The 16,927-nt window shown below is 35.7% G+C and carries 15 protein-coding genes; 10 read left to right on the top strand and 5 right to left on the bottom strand.

The annotated features are described in order from the left end of the window. Positions 1–70: 70 nt before the first annotated feature. The 3 genes from QM843_RS05770 to QM843_RS05760 are packed head-to-tail and all read right to left on the bottom strand — an operon-like array spanning position 71 to position 3,941. Entirely contained in the window at positions 71–679 is a 609-nt protein-coding gene (locus QM843_RS05770) for a DUF1269 domain-containing protein (RefSeq protein ID WP_414304419.1), read from the bottom strand. A gap of 51 nt (positions 680–730) precedes the next feature. Next, a complete protein-coding gene (locus QM843_RS05765; protein WP_414304418.1) occupies positions 731–2,290 on the bottom strand; it encodes a response regulator transcription factor in 1,560 nt (519 codons plus the stop codon). Then, positions 2,271–3,941 (bottom strand): sensor histidine kinase, encoded by a 1,671-nt coding sequence (locus QM843_RS05760; RefSeq protein ID WP_261034921.1) that lies wholly within the window; start codon positions 3,939–3,941, stop codon positions 2,271–2,273. The genes QM843_RS05765 and QM843_RS05760 overlap by 20 nt, the downstream gene beginning before the upstream one ends. A gap of 201 nt (positions 3,942–4,142) precedes the next feature. Between QM843_RS05760 and QM843_RS05755 the strand changes: the two genes are divergently transcribed. The 10 genes from QM843_RS05755 to QM843_RS05710 all read left to right on the top strand — a co-directional run bounded on the left by QM843_RS05755 (position 4,143) and on the right by QM843_RS05710 (position 15,713). Further along, positions 4,143–5,060, top strand: coding sequence for an ABC transporter permease (locus QM843_RS05755; RefSeq protein WP_227325532.1), 918 nt, complete (start codon positions 4,143–4,145; stop codon positions 5,058–5,060). 17 nt (positions 5,061–5,077) lie between these two features. Further along, entirely contained in the window at positions 5,078–5,974 is an 897-nt protein-coding gene (locus tag QM843_RS05750) for a carbohydrate ABC transporter permease (protein WP_001267167.1), read from the top strand. A gap of 9 nt (positions 5,975–5,983) precedes the next feature. Continuing rightward, positions 5,984–7,549 carry a type 2 periplasmic-binding domain-containing protein gene (locus QM843_RS05745; RefSeq protein ID WP_261083210.1) on the top strand — a complete coding sequence of 522 codons (1,566 nt, stop codon included), beginning with the start codon at positions 5,984–5,986 and terminating at the stop codon, positions 7,547–7,549. Positions 7,550–7,754: 205 nt separating this feature from the next. Then, positions 7,755–8,399: a DUF624 domain-containing protein gene (locus QM843_RS05740; protein WP_049547080.1), complete on the top strand. Its 645-nt coding sequence runs from the start codon at positions 7,755–7,757 to the stop codon at positions 8,397–8,399. Beyond that, positions 8,396–10,609 (top strand): glycoside hydrolase family 31 protein, encoded by a 2,214-nt coding sequence (locus tag QM843_RS05735; protein ID WP_414304417.1) that lies wholly within the window; start codon positions 8,396–8,398, stop codon positions 10,607–10,609. Before QM843_RS05740 ends, QM843_RS05735 begins: the two co-directional genes overlap by 4 nt. A gap of 510 nt (positions 10,610–11,119) precedes the next feature. Further along, complete coding sequence (locus QM843_RS05730) at positions 11,120–12,592, top strand: peptide MFS transporter (protein WP_023946667.1); 1,473 nt, start codon at positions 11,120–11,122, stop codon at positions 12,590–12,592. 370 nt (positions 12,593–12,962) lie between these two features. Next, on the top strand, positions 12,963–13,649 hold the full coding sequence (locus QM843_RS05725; RefSeq protein WP_254754078.1) for an XRE family transcriptional regulator: 687 nt from the start codon (positions 12,963–12,965) through the stop codon (positions 13,647–13,649). Between the two features lie 3 nt (positions 13,650–13,652). Beyond that, the gene (locus tag QM843_RS05720; protein ID WP_414304416.1) at positions 13,653–15,068 is read left to right on the top strand and encodes a Y-family DNA polymerase; all 1,416 of its coding nucleotides are present in this window, start codon (positions 13,653–13,655) and stop codon (positions 15,066–15,068) included. Beyond that, a complete protein-coding gene (locus QM843_RS05715; RefSeq protein ID WP_023946661.1) occupies positions 15,065–15,427 on the top strand; it encodes a hypothetical protein in 363 nt (120 codons plus the stop codon). Before QM843_RS05720 ends, QM843_RS05715 begins: the two co-directional genes overlap by 4 nt. Beyond that, on the top strand, positions 15,420–15,713 hold the full coding sequence (locus QM843_RS05710; protein ID WP_023946659.1) for a DUF5960 family protein: 294 nt from the start codon (positions 15,420–15,422) through the stop codon (positions 15,711–15,713). Before QM843_RS05715 ends, QM843_RS05710 begins: the two co-directional genes overlap by 8 nt. Before the next feature lie 142 nt (positions 15,714–15,855). Here the strand turns inward: QM843_RS05710 and QM843_RS05705 are convergent, their stop codons facing one another. Next, entirely contained in the window at positions 15,856–16,332 is a 477-nt protein-coding gene (locus QM843_RS05705; protein ID WP_314499917.1) for a glutathione peroxidase, read from the bottom strand. Beyond that, positions 16,329–16,907, bottom strand: coding sequence for a DUF3278 domain-containing protein (locus tag QM843_RS05700; RefSeq protein WP_247933558.1), 579 nt, complete (start codon positions 16,905–16,907; stop codon positions 16,329–16,331). Before QM843_RS05700 ends, QM843_RS05705 begins: the two co-directional genes overlap by 4 nt. Between the last annotated feature and the right edge of the window lie 20 nt (positions 16,908–16,927).

Genomic DNA, 16,927 nt, shown 5'->3' with positions numbered 1-16,927 from the left:
GTGAGAATCCGACGCACATAAATTTTAAATGGTGTCTCAGTCACATTTAAATTTATGAGACGCTTAGACGTTAGGCTTTCAATTTATCAAATTTTGATTTGATGTTTGCCTTGAACTCTTCAAGTTTGGCCTTGCGATCTGCTTTACGTTCAGCCTTCATTTGCGCACGCGCTTGGTTGTAGAGGTCTTCTTGGACTTGCAGGGCTGCTTCAACTTCAGCTACGACGGTTGCTACATCCCAACGCACGATTTGGGTGTCGTACTTGGTGAAGTAAGCATCGATGACTGCTTCGTTGTTTTCTTGCACCAAGGCGACAACGGCTGTTTCGCCGTCGATCAATTTTTGAGACACAACGTCAATCAAGCCAGCTTCTGCCGTATCAACGGTATCACCAGCAGCCAAACCATAGAGCCTACCCATACCATAACCAAACAAGACGCCGATAGGACCACCCAAAAGCCCGATAACTGCACCGAGCAAGCCACCTTTTAGGGCTGCATCCGTCGTTGAATCTTCAAAGTCATAGCGTTCTTTTTCAACGATATGACCGTTTTCATTTTTGACCAAGGCGATTTGAGCAACCTTGGTCGTCTGAGTTTGGCGGAAAGCCTTCAAATCCGCAAAGGACTGATAAGCTTCGCTTTCAGTGTTAAAGATTGAAACTACTAGGTTTTCCATAGTTAGTACCTCTTTTCTAAAAATTACATATACATTATAACACAGTTTCAATCATTTTTCAATCATTTTAGTGCGACATTTTAATTGATATGTTTTACGGTAATCTCCAGGAGAAAGTCCAGTCCTTTGCTTAAAAATTTTAGTAAAGTAAGAATAATTATCATACCCTACTTGACAGGATACTTGTGATATCGAGATATTTGTTTGAGATAGGAGAGATTTAGCAGCATTAATGCGCTTATCCGTTATATATTTAACAAGAGTTTCTCCAGTTTCTTTTTTAAAAATTCTAGCTAAATGATCTGCACTGAGATAAACCATATCTGCTAATATAGAACGATTTATATCTTCATAGTAGTGATGATCTATGTATTCGACAATGCGTTGAATACTATTTTTTTGGTTTTCAAGGTTTGTTGCAAATTTCTTAGCATGTGACCAGTAATAATCAAAGTAATCCTGAAAAGATTCAATTGAATGAAAGCGTCGTTGGAATAGGAAATCATGAGTGCTGTTTTGGAATAATTTATGAGCTGAAATTCCATTTTGATCTAGATATATTCCTATTTGTTGAGTCCAATCTAGTAAAATTTGTTGTAGTGTGAAAGTAGGAATTTGAGAATTATAGGCAAGTGAATTAATTTTTTCTCTTAATTCGTATTCACTTAAGCTATCTAAAAAAGTAATTGAAAGAGTTTCTGTTTTAAAGGAAGTTGGAAAACTATGTGGAACACATGTAATAGTATTCCAATAAGAAACATATTGTTCATTATAAGTGTAGAGTTCTTTGGTATGAAATAAAATATCGGATATTTTATGGCAACTCTTATATATAATGTTTGAGTATTTACTAAAGTTATTGGAAATTTGAGAATGAATCTCATATGCCAATTTGTCACTACGTTTGGATGAGTCTACTCTAAAGAGACAAACATATTGATCAACCTGGCTTTCCATTTTGAATAGACTTATCAGCTTATAAGAAGGTTGTGAAATTCTTTGAAGTTCTCTTTTTAGTTGAGAAGTCCATGATGGAGTTTCTGCAGAATAATCTTCTTCATTAAGATTGATTGTTAAAACTGCAAGAAAAAAATACTGGTGTTTTTGAAGAATAAAATCTTGTTTGCTTGCTATATTTTCTAGCTCATCAATGCGAGAAATTTGAGGTTTTCTAAGGTAATCATACCAGAAGTTATCTTCTATTTGTAAAAGTGCATCATTTTTTCCGTTTAAGTTATGATTCTCAATTTTACTAATGGCTTTTTGAATAATAAATTCTAATTTTTCAAAGTTAATGGGTTTTAGATAGTATTCAAAGCTTTGCAATTCAATTGCTTTTTGAGCATAGTTGAAGTCGGCGTAATTGGTTAAAAAAATTGTTTTTATATCATATTTTTCATTTCTAATCCAAGATAAGAGTTCGAGGCCGCTGCCTTGAGGCATTTCTATATCGCTTATCATGAGATCAATAGGATGCTCTCTAATAATATTTTGAGCTTGAGTGAGGCTATAGGCAACATAAACAATGTCAATGTGTAGTTTATCCCAATTTATTTTCTCTCGTAAAGCCTCAATGATAAAGCGATCGTCATCAACTAATAAAATGTTCATTATAACCTCCATCTATAATCTTGTATGGAATGAGTAAAAGAATTTTAGCCCCACCTTCTTCATTATTTTCAAATGCAATACTATAGTCATTAGGATAGAGAAGATTTAAACGTTCGATGGTGTTTGTGATCCCAATATGATGTCCATCTTCTGTTATTAGAGACTGTTTCTGATTTAGTTTTGATAAAATTTCTTCAGAGAAACCTGGACCATTATCCTCGATACAAATCTGAATATAATCTGAGTTCTCAGTTTTTACTTTTTTTATCGATAGCAAAATTGTAAATAAATCCTGAAATGAAAAACCGTGTTTGATTGTGTTTTCAATAAATGTTTGTAAAAGTAACGATGGAACAAGAGTATTTTGTAGGTCATCATTGTAGTTTAGTGAAAAGTAGATGCTACTTCCATATCGAATTCGTTGTATTTCTAAATAATCTTTAATATGCTGAACTTCATCTTTAAGTTCTGAAAAATCTTGATTAGCCATAAATAAATGACGGAGATAATTTGAAGTTAGGATAGTTAACTCTTCAATTTCCTTGTAGTTTTTTGTTTGAAGCATACTATGAATCATTGATAACATATTTAAGTAGAAATGCGGACGAATTTGGTTCTTAAGATAATTAAGTTCTATCTTCTTAAGTTCTAGTTGTGAATGGTATTCCCGTATTTTTAATTCTTGCATGTCAAATATTACTTTATTAAGTTTATCATTTGCCTTATCAATTTCTAGTATACCTTCAGATATAAAAAATTCAGAAGGGGGGATGGAGTCCCCGAGTTGAGAGAGTCGTTCAGTGAGTCTTGTTATAGGTTTAATCATCCACTGACGAATATACAGGATAATGATGATTGATAAAATGGTGATAATGATAGGAACGGCTGATAAAAATACTTCTAAGAGTGTGATATTTCTAAAGACTTCGGCATAATCGACTAAAACATAAATATCGAAAGGTAAATGCGTTTTTTCATTTTGAGCATGAATCAGGTAGTTTTCGGAGGGTATATTGTTAGGCTCTTTTAGGGAAAGTTTACCATTATTTCCAATATTGAGTTTTCTTAGAGGTTTTAGGATATCTTCTGAAGATATGACGGCATAAATGATTTTTCCTTCGTAATGAACAGATTTAACTAAGTATTCGCTGTTTTTAGTAGTTACATTTTTCCATTTACGGTCACTTATATCACTACGCAATGATTTTAGATTTGATTTTAATAGTAGATAATCTTCATATGGAATATAAAGATTGGAAACATTGATAAAATGTTTAGTAGCATCTGTTTCCAATAAGAATGTCATATGGGTTTCATTTTGATATTCAAACTCTGTAAAACTAGTTTGAACTTTTTTTAGACTTTCTTGATAGTTTAAAAATTTTTGTACATGATTTAATTTTTCCAAATCTTCACTGTGTGTTATTGTTGAATACATAAACCTCTCTGCAGAATGTAATTTTTCATTAACAGAGTCAGCATAAATTTCAATTGAACTACGTAAGTGTACTATATTTTGGTTTTTAATAAAATTTCTGGTTATGTTACTCATAGCAATATTGATTAAAATATTTATCAATAGTAGCACAAGTAGGAGTTTAAAGAAAAAATGAATAGAATGTTTTTTTGATAACTCGCGATTTAATTTCATATACTAGCCTCGTATTTAAATTATATCACTTTGAAAATATGATATCATGTACAAAACAGATATGTTTTATCAAGATGTCGGAAAAGTAATAGTTCTCAGAAATGATAAACTGAAAAATTGATAAACCTAGTCCAAAAAGTTATATTAAGGGAATTCTATATGGTGTAAAATAATCGTAGAAAATCAGATAGGAGGAAAAAAATGAAAGTAGCATCTCAGCTTCATAAAATAAAATTAAAGCATAGTATTCCGTTATATATATTACTTTTTCCTTCAATATTGCTATTAATTTTATTTTCCTATATTCCCATGTTGGGACTAATTATTGCATTTAAAGACTATTCACCAGCCAATGGTATCTTTGCTAGTCAGTGGGTAGGATTTAAGTACTTTACTCAATTTTTCTCATCATTCCAATTCGGGACAACTATGTTCAATACATTAAAAATTTCACTTTATAGTATTGTAGTAGGATTCCCCTTACCTATTATACTAGCTATAATTAGTAATCAGTTAAGAGTTGGGAAGTTTAGAAAAATATTTCAAGTGACAACTTACTTACCCCATTTTATCTCTACAATGGTTATGTGTGGGATGATTATCTTATTTTTATCTCCTACTAGTGGTTTGTTAGCGAATGTATTTAAGTCTGTTGGAATCACTATTCCAGATTTTTTATCAAAACCTAGTAGTTTTGCAGGTGTTTATGTTTGGAGTGATGTATGGCAACATATTGGTTGGGATAGTATTATTTATCTAGCAGCTCTTTCTGCAATTGATCCTACATATTATGAGGCTGCAACTATGGATGGTGCCTCTAGATTACAAAAAATTCGTCATATAGAATTACCATTACTTTTGCCGACCGCTATGATTCTATTAATATTAAGAGCGGGTAGTTTGTTGAGTGTAGGTTTTGAGAAAGTATTACTATTACAGAATCCTCTTAATTTAGCAGGAAGTGAGATAATTTCTACCTATGTTTATAAAGTTGGTATGGTGAACTTCCAGTATAGTTATTCGACCGCTATAGGGTTATTTAATACGGTAGTCAATCTAATAATTTTGCTATCTGTCAACTGGTTCTCAAAACGATATACTAGAACGGGTCTTTTTTAAAGAAAGGAGTGCTTAAGGTGAGATGGTTTCATAAATCAAGAAAAACAAACTCTGAATTATTATTTGACATAGTTACCTATGGTTTGGCAATTTTCCTTATCCTGTTAATTGTATATCCGTTATGGTTTGTAGTGATTGCATCTTTTAGTAATCCTTCAGATGTTGCAAATGGAAAGGTATGGTTTATTCCTAGAGAATGGAAATTAGATGGATATTTACGTCTTATTCAACAACCTTTATTCTTACGTAGCTATCTAAATACCATTTTATATACTGTTGTTGGTACCTTAGTTGCTTTAGTAGTCAATATTCCAGCTGGTTATGCTTTATCTAGAAAAGAATTAGTTGGTAGAAAATGGATGAGTATTCTATACATAATCCCTATGTTCGTATCAGGTGGCTTGATTCCTACCTACTTAACAGTAAAGAATGTTGGCCTAATTGATACATTTTGGGTAATGGTAATCCCTTTTGCGGTTTCATCATACAATATTATTGTTGCCAGAACTTTCTTTAATAATAGTATTCCAGACGGGATGTGGGAGGCTGCGCAAATTGATGGATGTGGTACAATTCGTTATTTTATTAAGATAGTCGTTCCTTTATCAAAAGCTATTATAGCAGTTATTGGACTTTGGACTGCAGTTGGTATTTGGAATTCGTGGTTTAATGCTTTAATTTATTTAACGAATGAAAATTTACAACCATTGCAATTAATTTTACGACGTTTACTAATTAGTAATCAAATGTTACAATCGCAAGCAACAGGAGAAGTTGCATCAGATCTTCGTATCAAAGCCGATATGATGAAATATGCAGCAATTGTTATTTCAACCGCTCCGATAATGTTGCTATATCCCTTTGTTCAAAAATATTTTAATCAAGGCGTAATGATTGGCGCGTTGAAAGAATAGGAGAAAAACATGAAAAATAAATCATTTACATATTTGTTCTTAGGAACAGTTACACTTGCTGGCTTAACAGCCTGTGCAAATTCTAATAGTGCGAATAAGGATGATAAGTCTGGAGAAGATTCTTATAAAATCACAACTGTTCGTTGGTCTGACTGGGGGGAAGATTATCATAAAGGTTTTCTAACTGATTCTGCCAAAGAATCAGGTATCGATGTTAAATGGGATACACTTGTAGCTGCAGATTGGGCAGATAAGAAATCTGTGTTGGTTGCTAGTGGAGATTTACCAGATGCATTTTTAGGTTCAAATGCTTTTACAGATTCAGAAATTGCTCAGAACCAATCTTTATTTATTCCATTGGAAGATTTAATCAAAGAAAACATGCCAAATTTAACTAAGGCTATGGAGAAAGAACCTAAGATTAAAGCTATGATTACTTCACCAGATGGTCATATCTACAGTCTACCTAAAAAATTACCGATGCGTCCTACTGTAGCTAATCAGCTATTTATTAATAAAAAGTGGCTGGATAATTTAGGATTAAAGGTTCCAGAAACTTATGATGATTTAGTAAAAGTACTACAAGAATTTAAGGATAAAGATGCGAACGGAAATGGAGACGCTTCTGATGAAATTCCATTCGGAGCAGGAAACTTTGATCCAACATTCTCATATATTCTTCCGTTCAATAATCGTTTAGGGGCAGATAATACATATGAAATGTCTGTAAAAGATGGAAAACCAGTCTACCTTCGTACAGAAGAAAGTTATAAACAAGGGATTGCAGCAATGCACGAATCTTATAAAAAAGGTTTGATTGATCCGGAAATCTTTACAGAAGATACCTCTATGAGTGTAGCAAAACGTATGGATAAGGGAGTATCTAGAGTAGGTGTTTCTAGTGGTTGGACAGCAGATGCAACGTTTGGCTTACATTCAAGTGAATATATTGCTCTACCTGCTTTAAAAGGTATGGATGGTAAACAATATGTCTTTTCTGATCCAGATCATTACAACTATGGTCGAAATGAAATTTTGATTACAAATAAGAGCAAAAACCCTGCTAAATTATTGAAATGGTTGGATAAATTATATACAGATGAAGCAAGTATTCAGAATTTCTATGGATCATTTGGAATAGCTACTGAAAAGAATGGTGATAAGTTTAAAGTGTTACCTCCTAAAGATGGTAAATCAGCTGATGAATGGGCATGGATTAATTCACTTCGAGATTTTGGTCCTAAATACGTAAGCGATGATATCAATAGTCGCGTAGAAATCGATCAAACACAAGGTGATGGATTGAAATTGAAGATGGACCAAGATTTGAAACAATTTGCGTTACCAGCTTACCCTAATGTGATTTATTCACAAGAAGAACTTAACAAATTATCATCAATCTATGTGAGTATTGAATCTTATGTCAAACAACAAGCATCTAAATGGGTAGTTGAAGGTGGCATAGAAAAAGAATGGGACTCATACAAAGAAACTCTTAAGAATATGGGATTGGACGAATTTATGAAGATTCAACAGGAAGCATATAATCGTTACCAAAAAGAAGTAAAAGAGTAATATTTTATATGAACTCTTGGTTGTATGAACAAGGGACTAGCTAATTACAGGAAGCGAGACTGATGACATCAGATTATCTCGCTTCCTTTATTCTAATTTTTAAAGAAATTTGGAAATGTTTTTTAAATAATTTAGGTAATATTTTTGTACAACTGACATTATAAAATATAGAGTTAAGGCAATCGATTTTATGGAGATATCTATTATGCAAAAATTATTTTCATTAGATGGAAAACTGGTTAGAATTTTAACTTTTTTGACAGATTTAATTATTTTAAATACTCTATTTATTGTTAGTTGTATTCCAATAGTTACAATTGGGGCATCACTAACTTCTCTTACGACAATGTGGTATCGTATTTTAAAAGGTAAAGATACCGATATTGCTTATCATTATTTTCGGATCTTTAGACAAAATTTTAAACAATCAACTTTTATTTGGTTGTTTATCCTCCTAATAGAATTACTTTTATATGTGAACTATTGTCTTTGGGGCTATTCAAGTTTATTTTCAGAGTATAGCTTATTGTTAGTGTTGCCCTTTTTATTTGTTATAATACTTTTGATGAGTGTTATTTTTCCCTATATTGGTCTATTTAAAGATAATCTAAAAAATAGTATTGTAAATAGCGTATTAATTTGTATTTTAAATCCAATACAAGCTATCATGTTGGTTTTATTTAATATTTCTGTACTGTATATGAGTTTTAGTAGTCCAGAACGAGTTTTAACAGCTATTTACGTATTTACATTTGGGGGATTTGCTTTTTGCGGATTGATGAATGTAACGATAACAAATAAAATGTTTGATAAGGTAAAGAAATTTACTAAAAGGAGGGAAACAAATTGAAAATTTTTAAGGGAGAGTTTTATCGAATCTCTGTATTAACAGACAAGTTAGTAAGGCTAGAATACTCTCAAACTGGAAGTTTTGAGGATAGGACTACACAACTTATCTATAATAGAGATTTTGGCCAAGTTTCGTTAGATTATATCGAGACATCAAACGTACTAGATATTATGACGGACTATTTTCATCTGCACTTTAATAAAGGAGAATTTAACGCCGAAAATTTATTTATAGAATTAAAAGGAAATTTTGCCGTATATGGTAGTCGCTGGTATTTTGGTGAATCTATTGAAACGTTAAAAGGAACAGCTCGGACTCTGGATGAGGCAGATGGAGCAATCCCATTAGAAGATGGAATTATTAGCCGAAATGGTATAGCCTTATTGGATGATTCTCAAGGATTTATTTGGGATGAACAGTCTGGTTATATTGAGAGAGAAAATCAAATTGACCTGTATTTCTTTGCCTATGGGCATGATTATAGAGGAGCAATCAGAGACTTTTACCATTTGACTGGTTCAACCCCTTTGTTGCCAAGATATGCTTTAGGCAATTGGTGGAGTAGATATTGGCCTTATACGTCGGATGAATACTTGGATTTAATAGACAGATTTGAAACAGAGAAAATTCCATTATCTATCGGTGTTTTAGATATGGATTGGCATATCACTGACATTCCAGCTCGTTTTGGAAGTGGCTGGACAGGATATAGCTGGAATAAAAACTTAATACCTAATCCAGAACAGTTATTGCAAGAACTTCATGATAGGAAGTTAAAACTTTCCTTAAATGTCCATCCTGCTGATGGTATACGCGCTTATGAAGAAGCTTACCCGCGAGTCGCCAAACGATTAGGGTTAAATGTAGAATTAGAAGAACCTGCCATTTTTGATTTTTTTAATCCCTCTTTTAGGGAAGCCTACTTTAAAGATGTTCATTATGAGCTAGAAAAGCAGGGAGTAGATTTTTGGTGGATTGACTGGCAACAAGGGACACAAGGCATGTTGGATCCACTATGGCTTTTAAACCATTATCATTATCAGGATAGTTGTAAAAATTCAGAAGGTGGCTTGATTTTATCAAGATATGCAGGTCCTGGTAGTCATCGCTACCCTGTTGGTTTTTCAGGGGACACTATTATTAATTGGAATTCCTTAAGATTTCAACCCTATTTTACAGCGACAGCATCTAATATCGGTTATAGTTGGTGGAGTCATGATATCGGTGGACACATGCTGGGGGATTATGACGAAGAGCTACAAACTAGATGGCTACAGTTTGGCGTTTTTAGTCCGATAACTCGATTACATAGTTCTAGAAGTCCCTTTAATAGTAAAGAACCTTGTTTTTTTTCAGAAACAACATCTAAGATTATGAAGAAATACCTTCGTTTGAGACATCAGATGATTCCCTATCTATACACTATGAATGTAAAGACACACGAGGAAGGTGCCCCATTAATCAGCCCAATGTATTATTTCTACCCAGAGAGTGATGAGAGTTATAATGTTCCAAATCAATACTTTTTTGGAACAGAACTGATGGTGGCTCCCATTGTAGAAAAGATGGATTTGGCATTCCAATCTGCAAAAGTAGATGTATGGTTCCCTGAAGGTGAATGGTATGACTTCTTTTCAGAGAAAAAATATACAGGTGGTGTGAAGTTGAGTGTTTATAGAGACATTTCGACGATACCTGTGTTTGCAAAAAGTGGTGCAATCATTCCCTTGGTTGGTTCTGAGATAGATATGGGTGTTGAGTTACCTGAAGTTGTAGATTGGTATGTATTCCCAGGCAAGCAACATTCTTTTGAAATGATTGAAGATCAAAATGGTCAAAGATATAAAACAAGATTATCAATCGATTGGGAAATGGGAATGGTAGAGTTGGCATTACAAGGAGATTCTAGTATCCTTCCAAGTAATAGAAAGCATAGAATTCATTTTAAAGGAACGAATGTGTCTATGATTGAATTGCCAAATAAGAATGATACAGCTAGATTTGAATGTAAAGATAATAAAAGGCTATCCCTAAATGATGAAGTTTTTAGACTACTAAAGACGGCTTCTCTTCCATATGAATTAAAAGATAGATTGTTAAATCAATTCATCAATGCGAAAAATTCTCATGAGTTAATGAATATCTTGCATCATCAGGATAAGGAATTGAGAGGGCGTTTATTGGAAATGATATTTACTAGCGAAAACTAATTGAGAAATTTCGTACACAATTTCTATTCTTTAATTACTAATTACTAATTATTATTTTTTAATGTGTAATAGTTTTACATCTCTATGCTTATTGGCTTGTATTGTAGTAATTACAAGTTTGGCATAGGGATGTTTTTTGTTTACTGAAGAGGAAAGGATAAGTATGTTTCAAGGTTTGAAATATTTTTTAAACTAAACAAGAGCAAATTTTTAAAGGTGATTTTTCAACGTAACTTCCACTTGCCTGACCGAAGTGGAAGTTAGTTTGAAATGAATTTTTATGGTGGAATTAATACTCTTCGAAAATCAAATTCAAACCACGTCAGCGTCGCCTTACCGTACTCAAGTACAGCTTGCGGCTAGCTTCCTAGTTTGCTTTTTGATTTTCATTGAGTATAAGTATGAGACGATAGATTTTTTCAGAAAATTTTCTAAAATAAACAGGATTTGTTTGACATTTGTTTGAAAATTCTGTAAAATGAATTATTATATCGTTAAAGGAGAATATATATGGAAAAACAGAAAACATTTTTTGGACATCCTATGGGCTTGTCCACCCTCTTCTTTACAGAGATGTGGGAACGCTTTTCTTACTATGGGATGCGAGCTATCCTACTTTACTATATGTACTATAGTGTGCAAGATGGTGGATTGGGAATGGATAAGACCACGGCTGCATCGGTTATGGCTATTTATGGCTCACTGGTATTTTTGTCCTCGGTTATCGGTGGTTTTGTCAGTGACCGTATTTTAGGAAGCCGTAAAACTGTCTTTTACGGTGGGATTCTGATTATGCTAGGGCATATTGCTTTGGCAACACCTTTTGGACAAGTGGCTCTCTATCTCTCTATTGCCTTGATTATCTTTGGTACTGGATTTTTAAAACCCAATATCTCAGATATGGTGGGGGGAATTTATGAGAAAGAGGATGATAGACGGGATGCAGGTTTTAGTATCTTTGTCTTTGGTATTAACTTAGGTGCCTTCGTTGCCCCTTATTTAGTAGGTTATCTAGGTCAGGAAGTCAATTTCCATCTAGGTTTCTCATTAGCTGCCATTGGGATGTTCTTTGGTCTGGTGAAGTATGTTTTAGATGGGAAGAAATATCTGCCTGAATCAAGTCTTTACCCCACTGATCCACTTTCACAGAAGGACCGGCAGACCTTGATTAAACGCTTGCTGATTACACTTGTCATGGTTATTCTTGTGGTTATAGGTTTAGTCTTTACTCACCAATTTAACGTGGATATGATTGTTAATATCTTTACAGTAATTGCGGTAATCATTCCAATCTACTATTTCTTCAAAATTTTATCTAGTCAGAAAATAACTGCTACTGAGAGATCCCGAGTATTTGCCTACATTCCTTTATTTATAGCTGGAGTACTATTCTGGTCTATTGAGGAGCAGGGGTCTGTTGTTCTCGCTCTATTTGCGGATGATCAAACTCGACTTTACTTTAATGTATTTGGGAATCAGATTCATTTCCCATCTAGCTTTTTCCAAAGTATCAATCCCCTTTTCATTATGATTTATGTGCCGATTTTTGCATGGTTGTGGGGGAAAATGGGTAAAAAGCAACCGTCCTCTTCTAAGAAATTTGCTTACGGTTTATTAGCAGCAGGTCTATCCTTCTTGTGGATGATGTTACCAGGGATGCTCTTTGGGACAGATGTTAAGGTCAGTCCTTTCTGGTTGATTATGAGTTGGGCTATTGTGATTGTGGGGGAAATGTTGATTTCGCCTATTGGTCTATCAGTCACTACTAAGCTAGCACCAAAATCTTTCCAAGCACAAATGATGTCTATCTGGTTCTTGAGTAATGCAGCTGCCCAAGCTATCAATGCTCAAATTGTAAAATTTTATACAAGCGAAACTGAAGTGGCTTACTATGGAATTGTTGGAGGAATTACGATTGTATTCGGTATTATCTTACTCTTCTACGTTCCACGTATTGAAAAACTAATGTCTGGTATCAAATAGAGAAAAACTGGAATTTCTGTAGGAATTTTAAAAGTTAGATCAATTATTTATTCATGGGATTTAGTTCTGTATGGTACAGGGCTAAGTCCTTTTAGTTTGATTAATACTCTTCGAGAATCTCTTCAAACCGCGTCAACGTCGCCTTGCCGTACTCAAGTACAGCTTGCGGCTAGTTTCCTAGTTTGCTCTTTGATTTTCATTGAGTATAAAACTCACGATGTTTCTGCTTTTCCTAGTGGACATTTGTCTACTTTTTTTATATAATAAAACTAAACCATATTGGTTGAGTTTTAAAAATCTGGATTCAAGCATCGATTAGTCTTTCTAAGGGAGATAATGTCCATTAAAGTATCATAATAGGAGGTGAAGTATGTATCAGCCAGAAAAATTAAAGGCTCGGAGGAAAGAGTTAAAACTGACACAGAAGGAAATTGCAGAGCAACTTGGGATTAGTTTTCAGGCTTACTCGGCTTGGGAACGTGGAGTCAAGGAACCGTCCAAGGAGAAGGTGTTCCAGCTAGAGAATATTTTAAAAGTACCAAAAGGATATTTTACTCAGATCGAGATTGTCCGTCTCTACCATAGCCTCTCCAAGCAAGGGAAGGAGAAGGTTGTTCTCTATGCTCGCAACCTGGTTCAAGAGGAACAGGCTCAGAAAGTGACATCTATGCCAGAGCGTCTCTACGAGTACCGTGTCTACGAACGCATGTCTGCGGGAATCGGAGCTTCGGTCTACGATGATCAGAATTTTGATACGGTTTACTTTAATGAGGAGTTGGCCCATGATTTTGCATCCTGGGTATCTGGGGACTCTATGGAACCTAAATATCAAAATGGTTCAGTGGCACTGATTCGAGAGACAGGATTTGACTATGATGGGGCGGTCTATGCAGTGGTTTGCAACAACCAGACCTATATCAAACGGGTCTATCGAGAGGAAGATGGCTTGCGTCTGGTCTCTATCAATCCTAAATACAAGGATATTTTTATCTCCTATGAGGAAGATCCTCGGATTGTGGGGATTATTGTTGGGAACTTTGTGCCAATGGAGGGCTAGCCTATGGGCTATTTTGATTATTCCAGAGAGCCCAAAAGTGACATTGCCTTTGTCGATATGAAATCCTTTTATGCCAGTGTTGAGTGTGTGAAAAGGGGCTTGCATCCGCTGAAGACCTCACTTTGTGTCATGAGTCGCGCGGATAATTCGACCGGTCTTATCCTTGCCTCTTCTCCCTTGTTTAAGAAGATTTTTGGCAAGTCAAATGTTGGTCGGGCCTATGATTTGCCTTTTGACATCAAAACACGTAAATTTTCCTATTACAATGCTCGAAAGCAAGGGTTGCCGACCGACTCAGACTATATTCGCTACATCGAAGATTGGGCTCAGGTGACCTTGATTGTGCCTCCTAGGATGGATGAATACATCGCAGTCAATATGAAAATCCAGCGAATCTTTCAAAACTATGGCAGCCCAGATGATATTTATCCCTACTCGATTGATGAGGGCTTTATTGACTTGACTAGTTCGCTTAACTATTTCATCCCAGATAAGAGTCTATCCCGTAAAGACAAGTTGGATCTGCTTTCTGCTCGTATTCAGAGGGATATTTGGAGGCAGACAGGGATCTACTCTACAGTGGGCATGTCAAATGCCAATCCTTTACTGGCCAAGTTGGCTCTGGATAATGAGGCCAAGCACACTCCGACCATGAGGGCCAACTGGTCTTACCAGGATGTGGAAGAGAAGGTCTGGTCCATTCCCAAGATGACAGACTTTTGGGGGATTGGCAGGCGAATGGAGAAACGCTTGCATGCTCTGGGGATTTTTTCCATCAAGGAATTGGCAACCAGCAATCCCGACCAGCTAAAGAAAGTTCTGGGTCAGGCTGGTCTGCGTTTGTGGTTTCATGCCAACGGGATTGATGAGAGCAATGTTCATAAGCCCTATAAAGCCAAATCCAAGGGCTTGGGGAATTCTCAAATCTTGCCGAGAGACTACGTGAAGCTACGGGATATTGAAATTATTCTTCGAGAAATGGCGGAGCAGGTGGCTATTAGATTGAGAAGGTCTGGCAAGAAAACAACCCTTGTCTCTATCTATGTCGGTTTCTCTAAACAGGAGGTCAGGTCGTCTATTCACACACAAATGAAGGTCGAACCGACCAATAATACAGCTGTCTTAACGAATTATGTTTTGAAGTTATTTCATAACAAATACACTTCTGGAGCGGTCAGAAGTGTCGGAGTTAACTATTCAGGATTTGTGGATGAGTACTTTGGTTTGATATCTCTCTTTGATGATGTTGACAAGTTAGAAAAAGAAGAAAGGCTCCAGACGGCCATTGACTCCATTCGGGAACAATTTGGTTTCACTTCCCTTTTAAGAGCCAATGCACTGGAAGAAGCCTCTAGGAGTCTTGCTAGAAGCAAGCTGATTGGGGGACATTCTGCTGGAGGATTAGATGGATTAAAATGATTGATCGTTCTTATTTACCCTTTCAATCCGCGCGATATTATCAAGATCCAGGTATGCAGAAGTGGATGGGATTTTACCTTTCAGAACACACCAGTTCGCTCAGTGAAGAAAAAAGCCGTGTTGATTTTTCGACGGATTTGACTCCAGATGAGAAGTTGCACTTGCTTTCTCAGCTTTATATTAGCCAGCTAAAGGGATTCTTTGTGGTTAAGGAAAAGAGGCAGAAGGCGACTATCATCGGTGTGGTGAAAGAGTTATCACCTCAGACTCTATCTATTAGGACAAACGAGGGATATAGGTTGATAGAGGTTGCAGATATCCTAGAAATTCGGCTGTGGGAGGAGGGAGTTTATGACTAGAAAAGAGCTGTATGAAAACAAACTGCAGATGGATTATTTTTCAGATGACTATATTCGTTTTGAAGAGGATTTTCAAAAATACTCTGCCATGAATGTACCTCTGACTTTCTTGATTGATGACATCCTACGCACCATGGCCTTGAATCAGAAAAATTACTTTGTCTTAAACAAGGAAAATGCCAAGGATGGGCGGGAGCATAGCTTTTATTTTAGGGTGGTAACGGAAAAAGCGTGTCCCAGAAATAGGACCTATACATATTCAGGAGTCAAGAATAGCAGTCAGTAGTGCCTTGTCTGCTATGAATGTATCATTTTTACAACACTTCATGGTTCATATCATGGGGTGTTTTTCTATTTAAGTCAAAGCCCATCAAAAAATCTCACTATTCATCAGACTAAAGGAAACCTAATCATAGTGAGATTGTGAATTATAGTAGTTTTTGTATTGCCTCTTCAATTTGTTTTGGGTCTGTTTTTGAAGAGAAGCGTTCAAAAACCTGCCCATCACGACTGATGAGAAACTTAGCGAAATTCCATTCGATTCGTTTTCCTAGTGGACCAGATTTCTGGTCTTTCAACCAGACATAGAGGGGATCTGTTTCCTTGCCGTTGACCTTGATCTTGGCAAAACGTGGGAAGCTGGTCTGGTAATGTAGGCTACAGAAGGCGTTGATTTCATCTGCGCCGCCTGGTGCTTGTCCCATAAACTGATTGCAAGGAAAGTCTAAAATCTCAAAACCTTGTTCTTGATAGCGATCATAGAGTTCTTGGAGCCCTTGGTACTGGGGCGTTAAACCACATCCAGTAGCAGTATTGACAACCAAGAGAACCTTACCACGATAGGCATCTAGGGGAGTTTCTTGATTGTTTTGATTCAAGACTAAAAAATCGTATAGTGAGGTCATTGATTACTTTTCTCTTTCTGTTTGGTATGTTTAGGAGTTTTTTCCTCCTGTAGGGATAGAAATCCGTAGGTCAGAGTTCCAAAAATGCTACCGATAATCAGGCCATACATCAGTAAAGGAACACTTTTATCGAATTGCATGAGGAGCTTCACAAAATCTGGAAGTGACATCTGCTGAACGAAGACTTTATGAAAGATGAGTAGGATAAAGAGGCCAATCTGAAGACCGATAAACACCACCCAGCTTCGGAATTTGATTTGGCTCTTGCTGTAGGTTTTAAGGATGATTTCTGACTTGTCATCTTTTTCCAGATGGAGTTCTTTGACGGCTCTTTGAGTTTTTAAAGTAATGAAAAAAATGAGTCCAGAGTAAACGTAGGGCATGGCATAGCGAACGGCTTCTATGAAGCGTCCAAATAACAGATAAAACAAGAAGAGGAAGAAGGAAGAATAAACGATTTGGACCATGGAACGGGCACAAGCCTTGTAGATAATCTCTTGCCGGCATTCATCAAAAGGGCCTTGGATGTGAAAGAGATTTCGGAGTAGGCGAGTGGTTAAGTCTTCTTTTTTCATGATAGTAACCTCCTAAATGA

Origin of the sequence: Streptococcus mitis (genome assembly GCF_047463435.1) — a bacterium.
In the GTDB taxonomy this organism is placed as follows: Bacteria; Bacillota; Bacilli; order Lactobacillales; family Streptococcaceae; genus Streptococcus; species Streptococcus mitis_DS.
Note: the sequence above shows the minus strand (reverse complement) of the source record. Positions and strands in the feature narration are given on the sequence as shown.

Bases quoted from the DNA above. Each gene is read 5' to 3' on its own strand.
- QM843_RS05770 (WP_414304419.1), bottom strand. From the start codon at position 679: ATGGAAAACCTAGTAGTTTCAATCTTTAACACTGAAAGCGAAGCTTAT.
- QM843_RS05765 (WP_414304418.1), bottom strand. From the start codon at position 2,290: ATGAACATTTTATTAGTTGATGACGATCGCTTTATCATTGAGGCTTTA.
- QM843_RS05760 (WP_261034921.1), bottom strand. From the start codon at position 3,941: ATGAAATTAAATCGCGAGTTATCAAAAAAACATTCTATTCATTTTTTC.
- QM843_RS05755 (WP_227325532.1), top strand. From the start codon at position 4,143: ATGAAAGTAGCATCTCAGCTTCATAAAATAAAATTAAAGCATAGTATT.
- QM843_RS05745 (WP_261083210.1), top strand. From the start codon at position 5,984: ATGAAAAATAAATCATTTACATATTTGTTCTTAGGAACAGTTACACTT.
- QM843_RS05740 (WP_049547080.1), top strand. From the start codon at position 7,755: ATGCAAAAATTATTTTCATTAGATGGAAAACTGGTTAGAATTTTAACT.
- QM843_RS05730 (WP_023946667.1), top strand. From the start codon at position 11,120: ATGGAAAAACAGAAAACATTTTTTGGACATCCTATGGGCTTGTCCACC.
- QM843_RS05725 (WP_254754078.1), top strand. From the start codon at position 12,963: ATGTATCAGCCAGAAAAATTAAAGGCTCGGAGGAAAGAGTTAAAACTG.
- QM843_RS05720 (WP_414304416.1), top strand. From the start codon at position 13,653: ATGGGCTATTTTGATTATTCCAGAGAGCCCAAAAGTGACATTGCCTTT.
- QM843_RS05715 (WP_023946661.1), top strand. From the start codon at position 15,065: ATGATTGATCGTTCTTATTTACCCTTTCAATCCGCGCGATATTATCAA.
- QM843_RS05710 (WP_023946659.1), top strand. From the start codon at position 15,420: ATGACTAGAAAAGAGCTGTATGAAAACAAACTGCAGATGGATTATTTT.
- QM843_RS05705 (WP_314499917.1), bottom strand. From the start codon at position 16,332: ATGACCTCACTATACGATTTTTTAGTCTTGAATCAAAACAATCAAGAA.
- QM843_RS05700 (WP_247933558.1), bottom strand. From the start codon at position 16,907: ATGAAAAAAGAAGACTTAACCACTCGCCTACTCCGAAATCTCTTTCAC.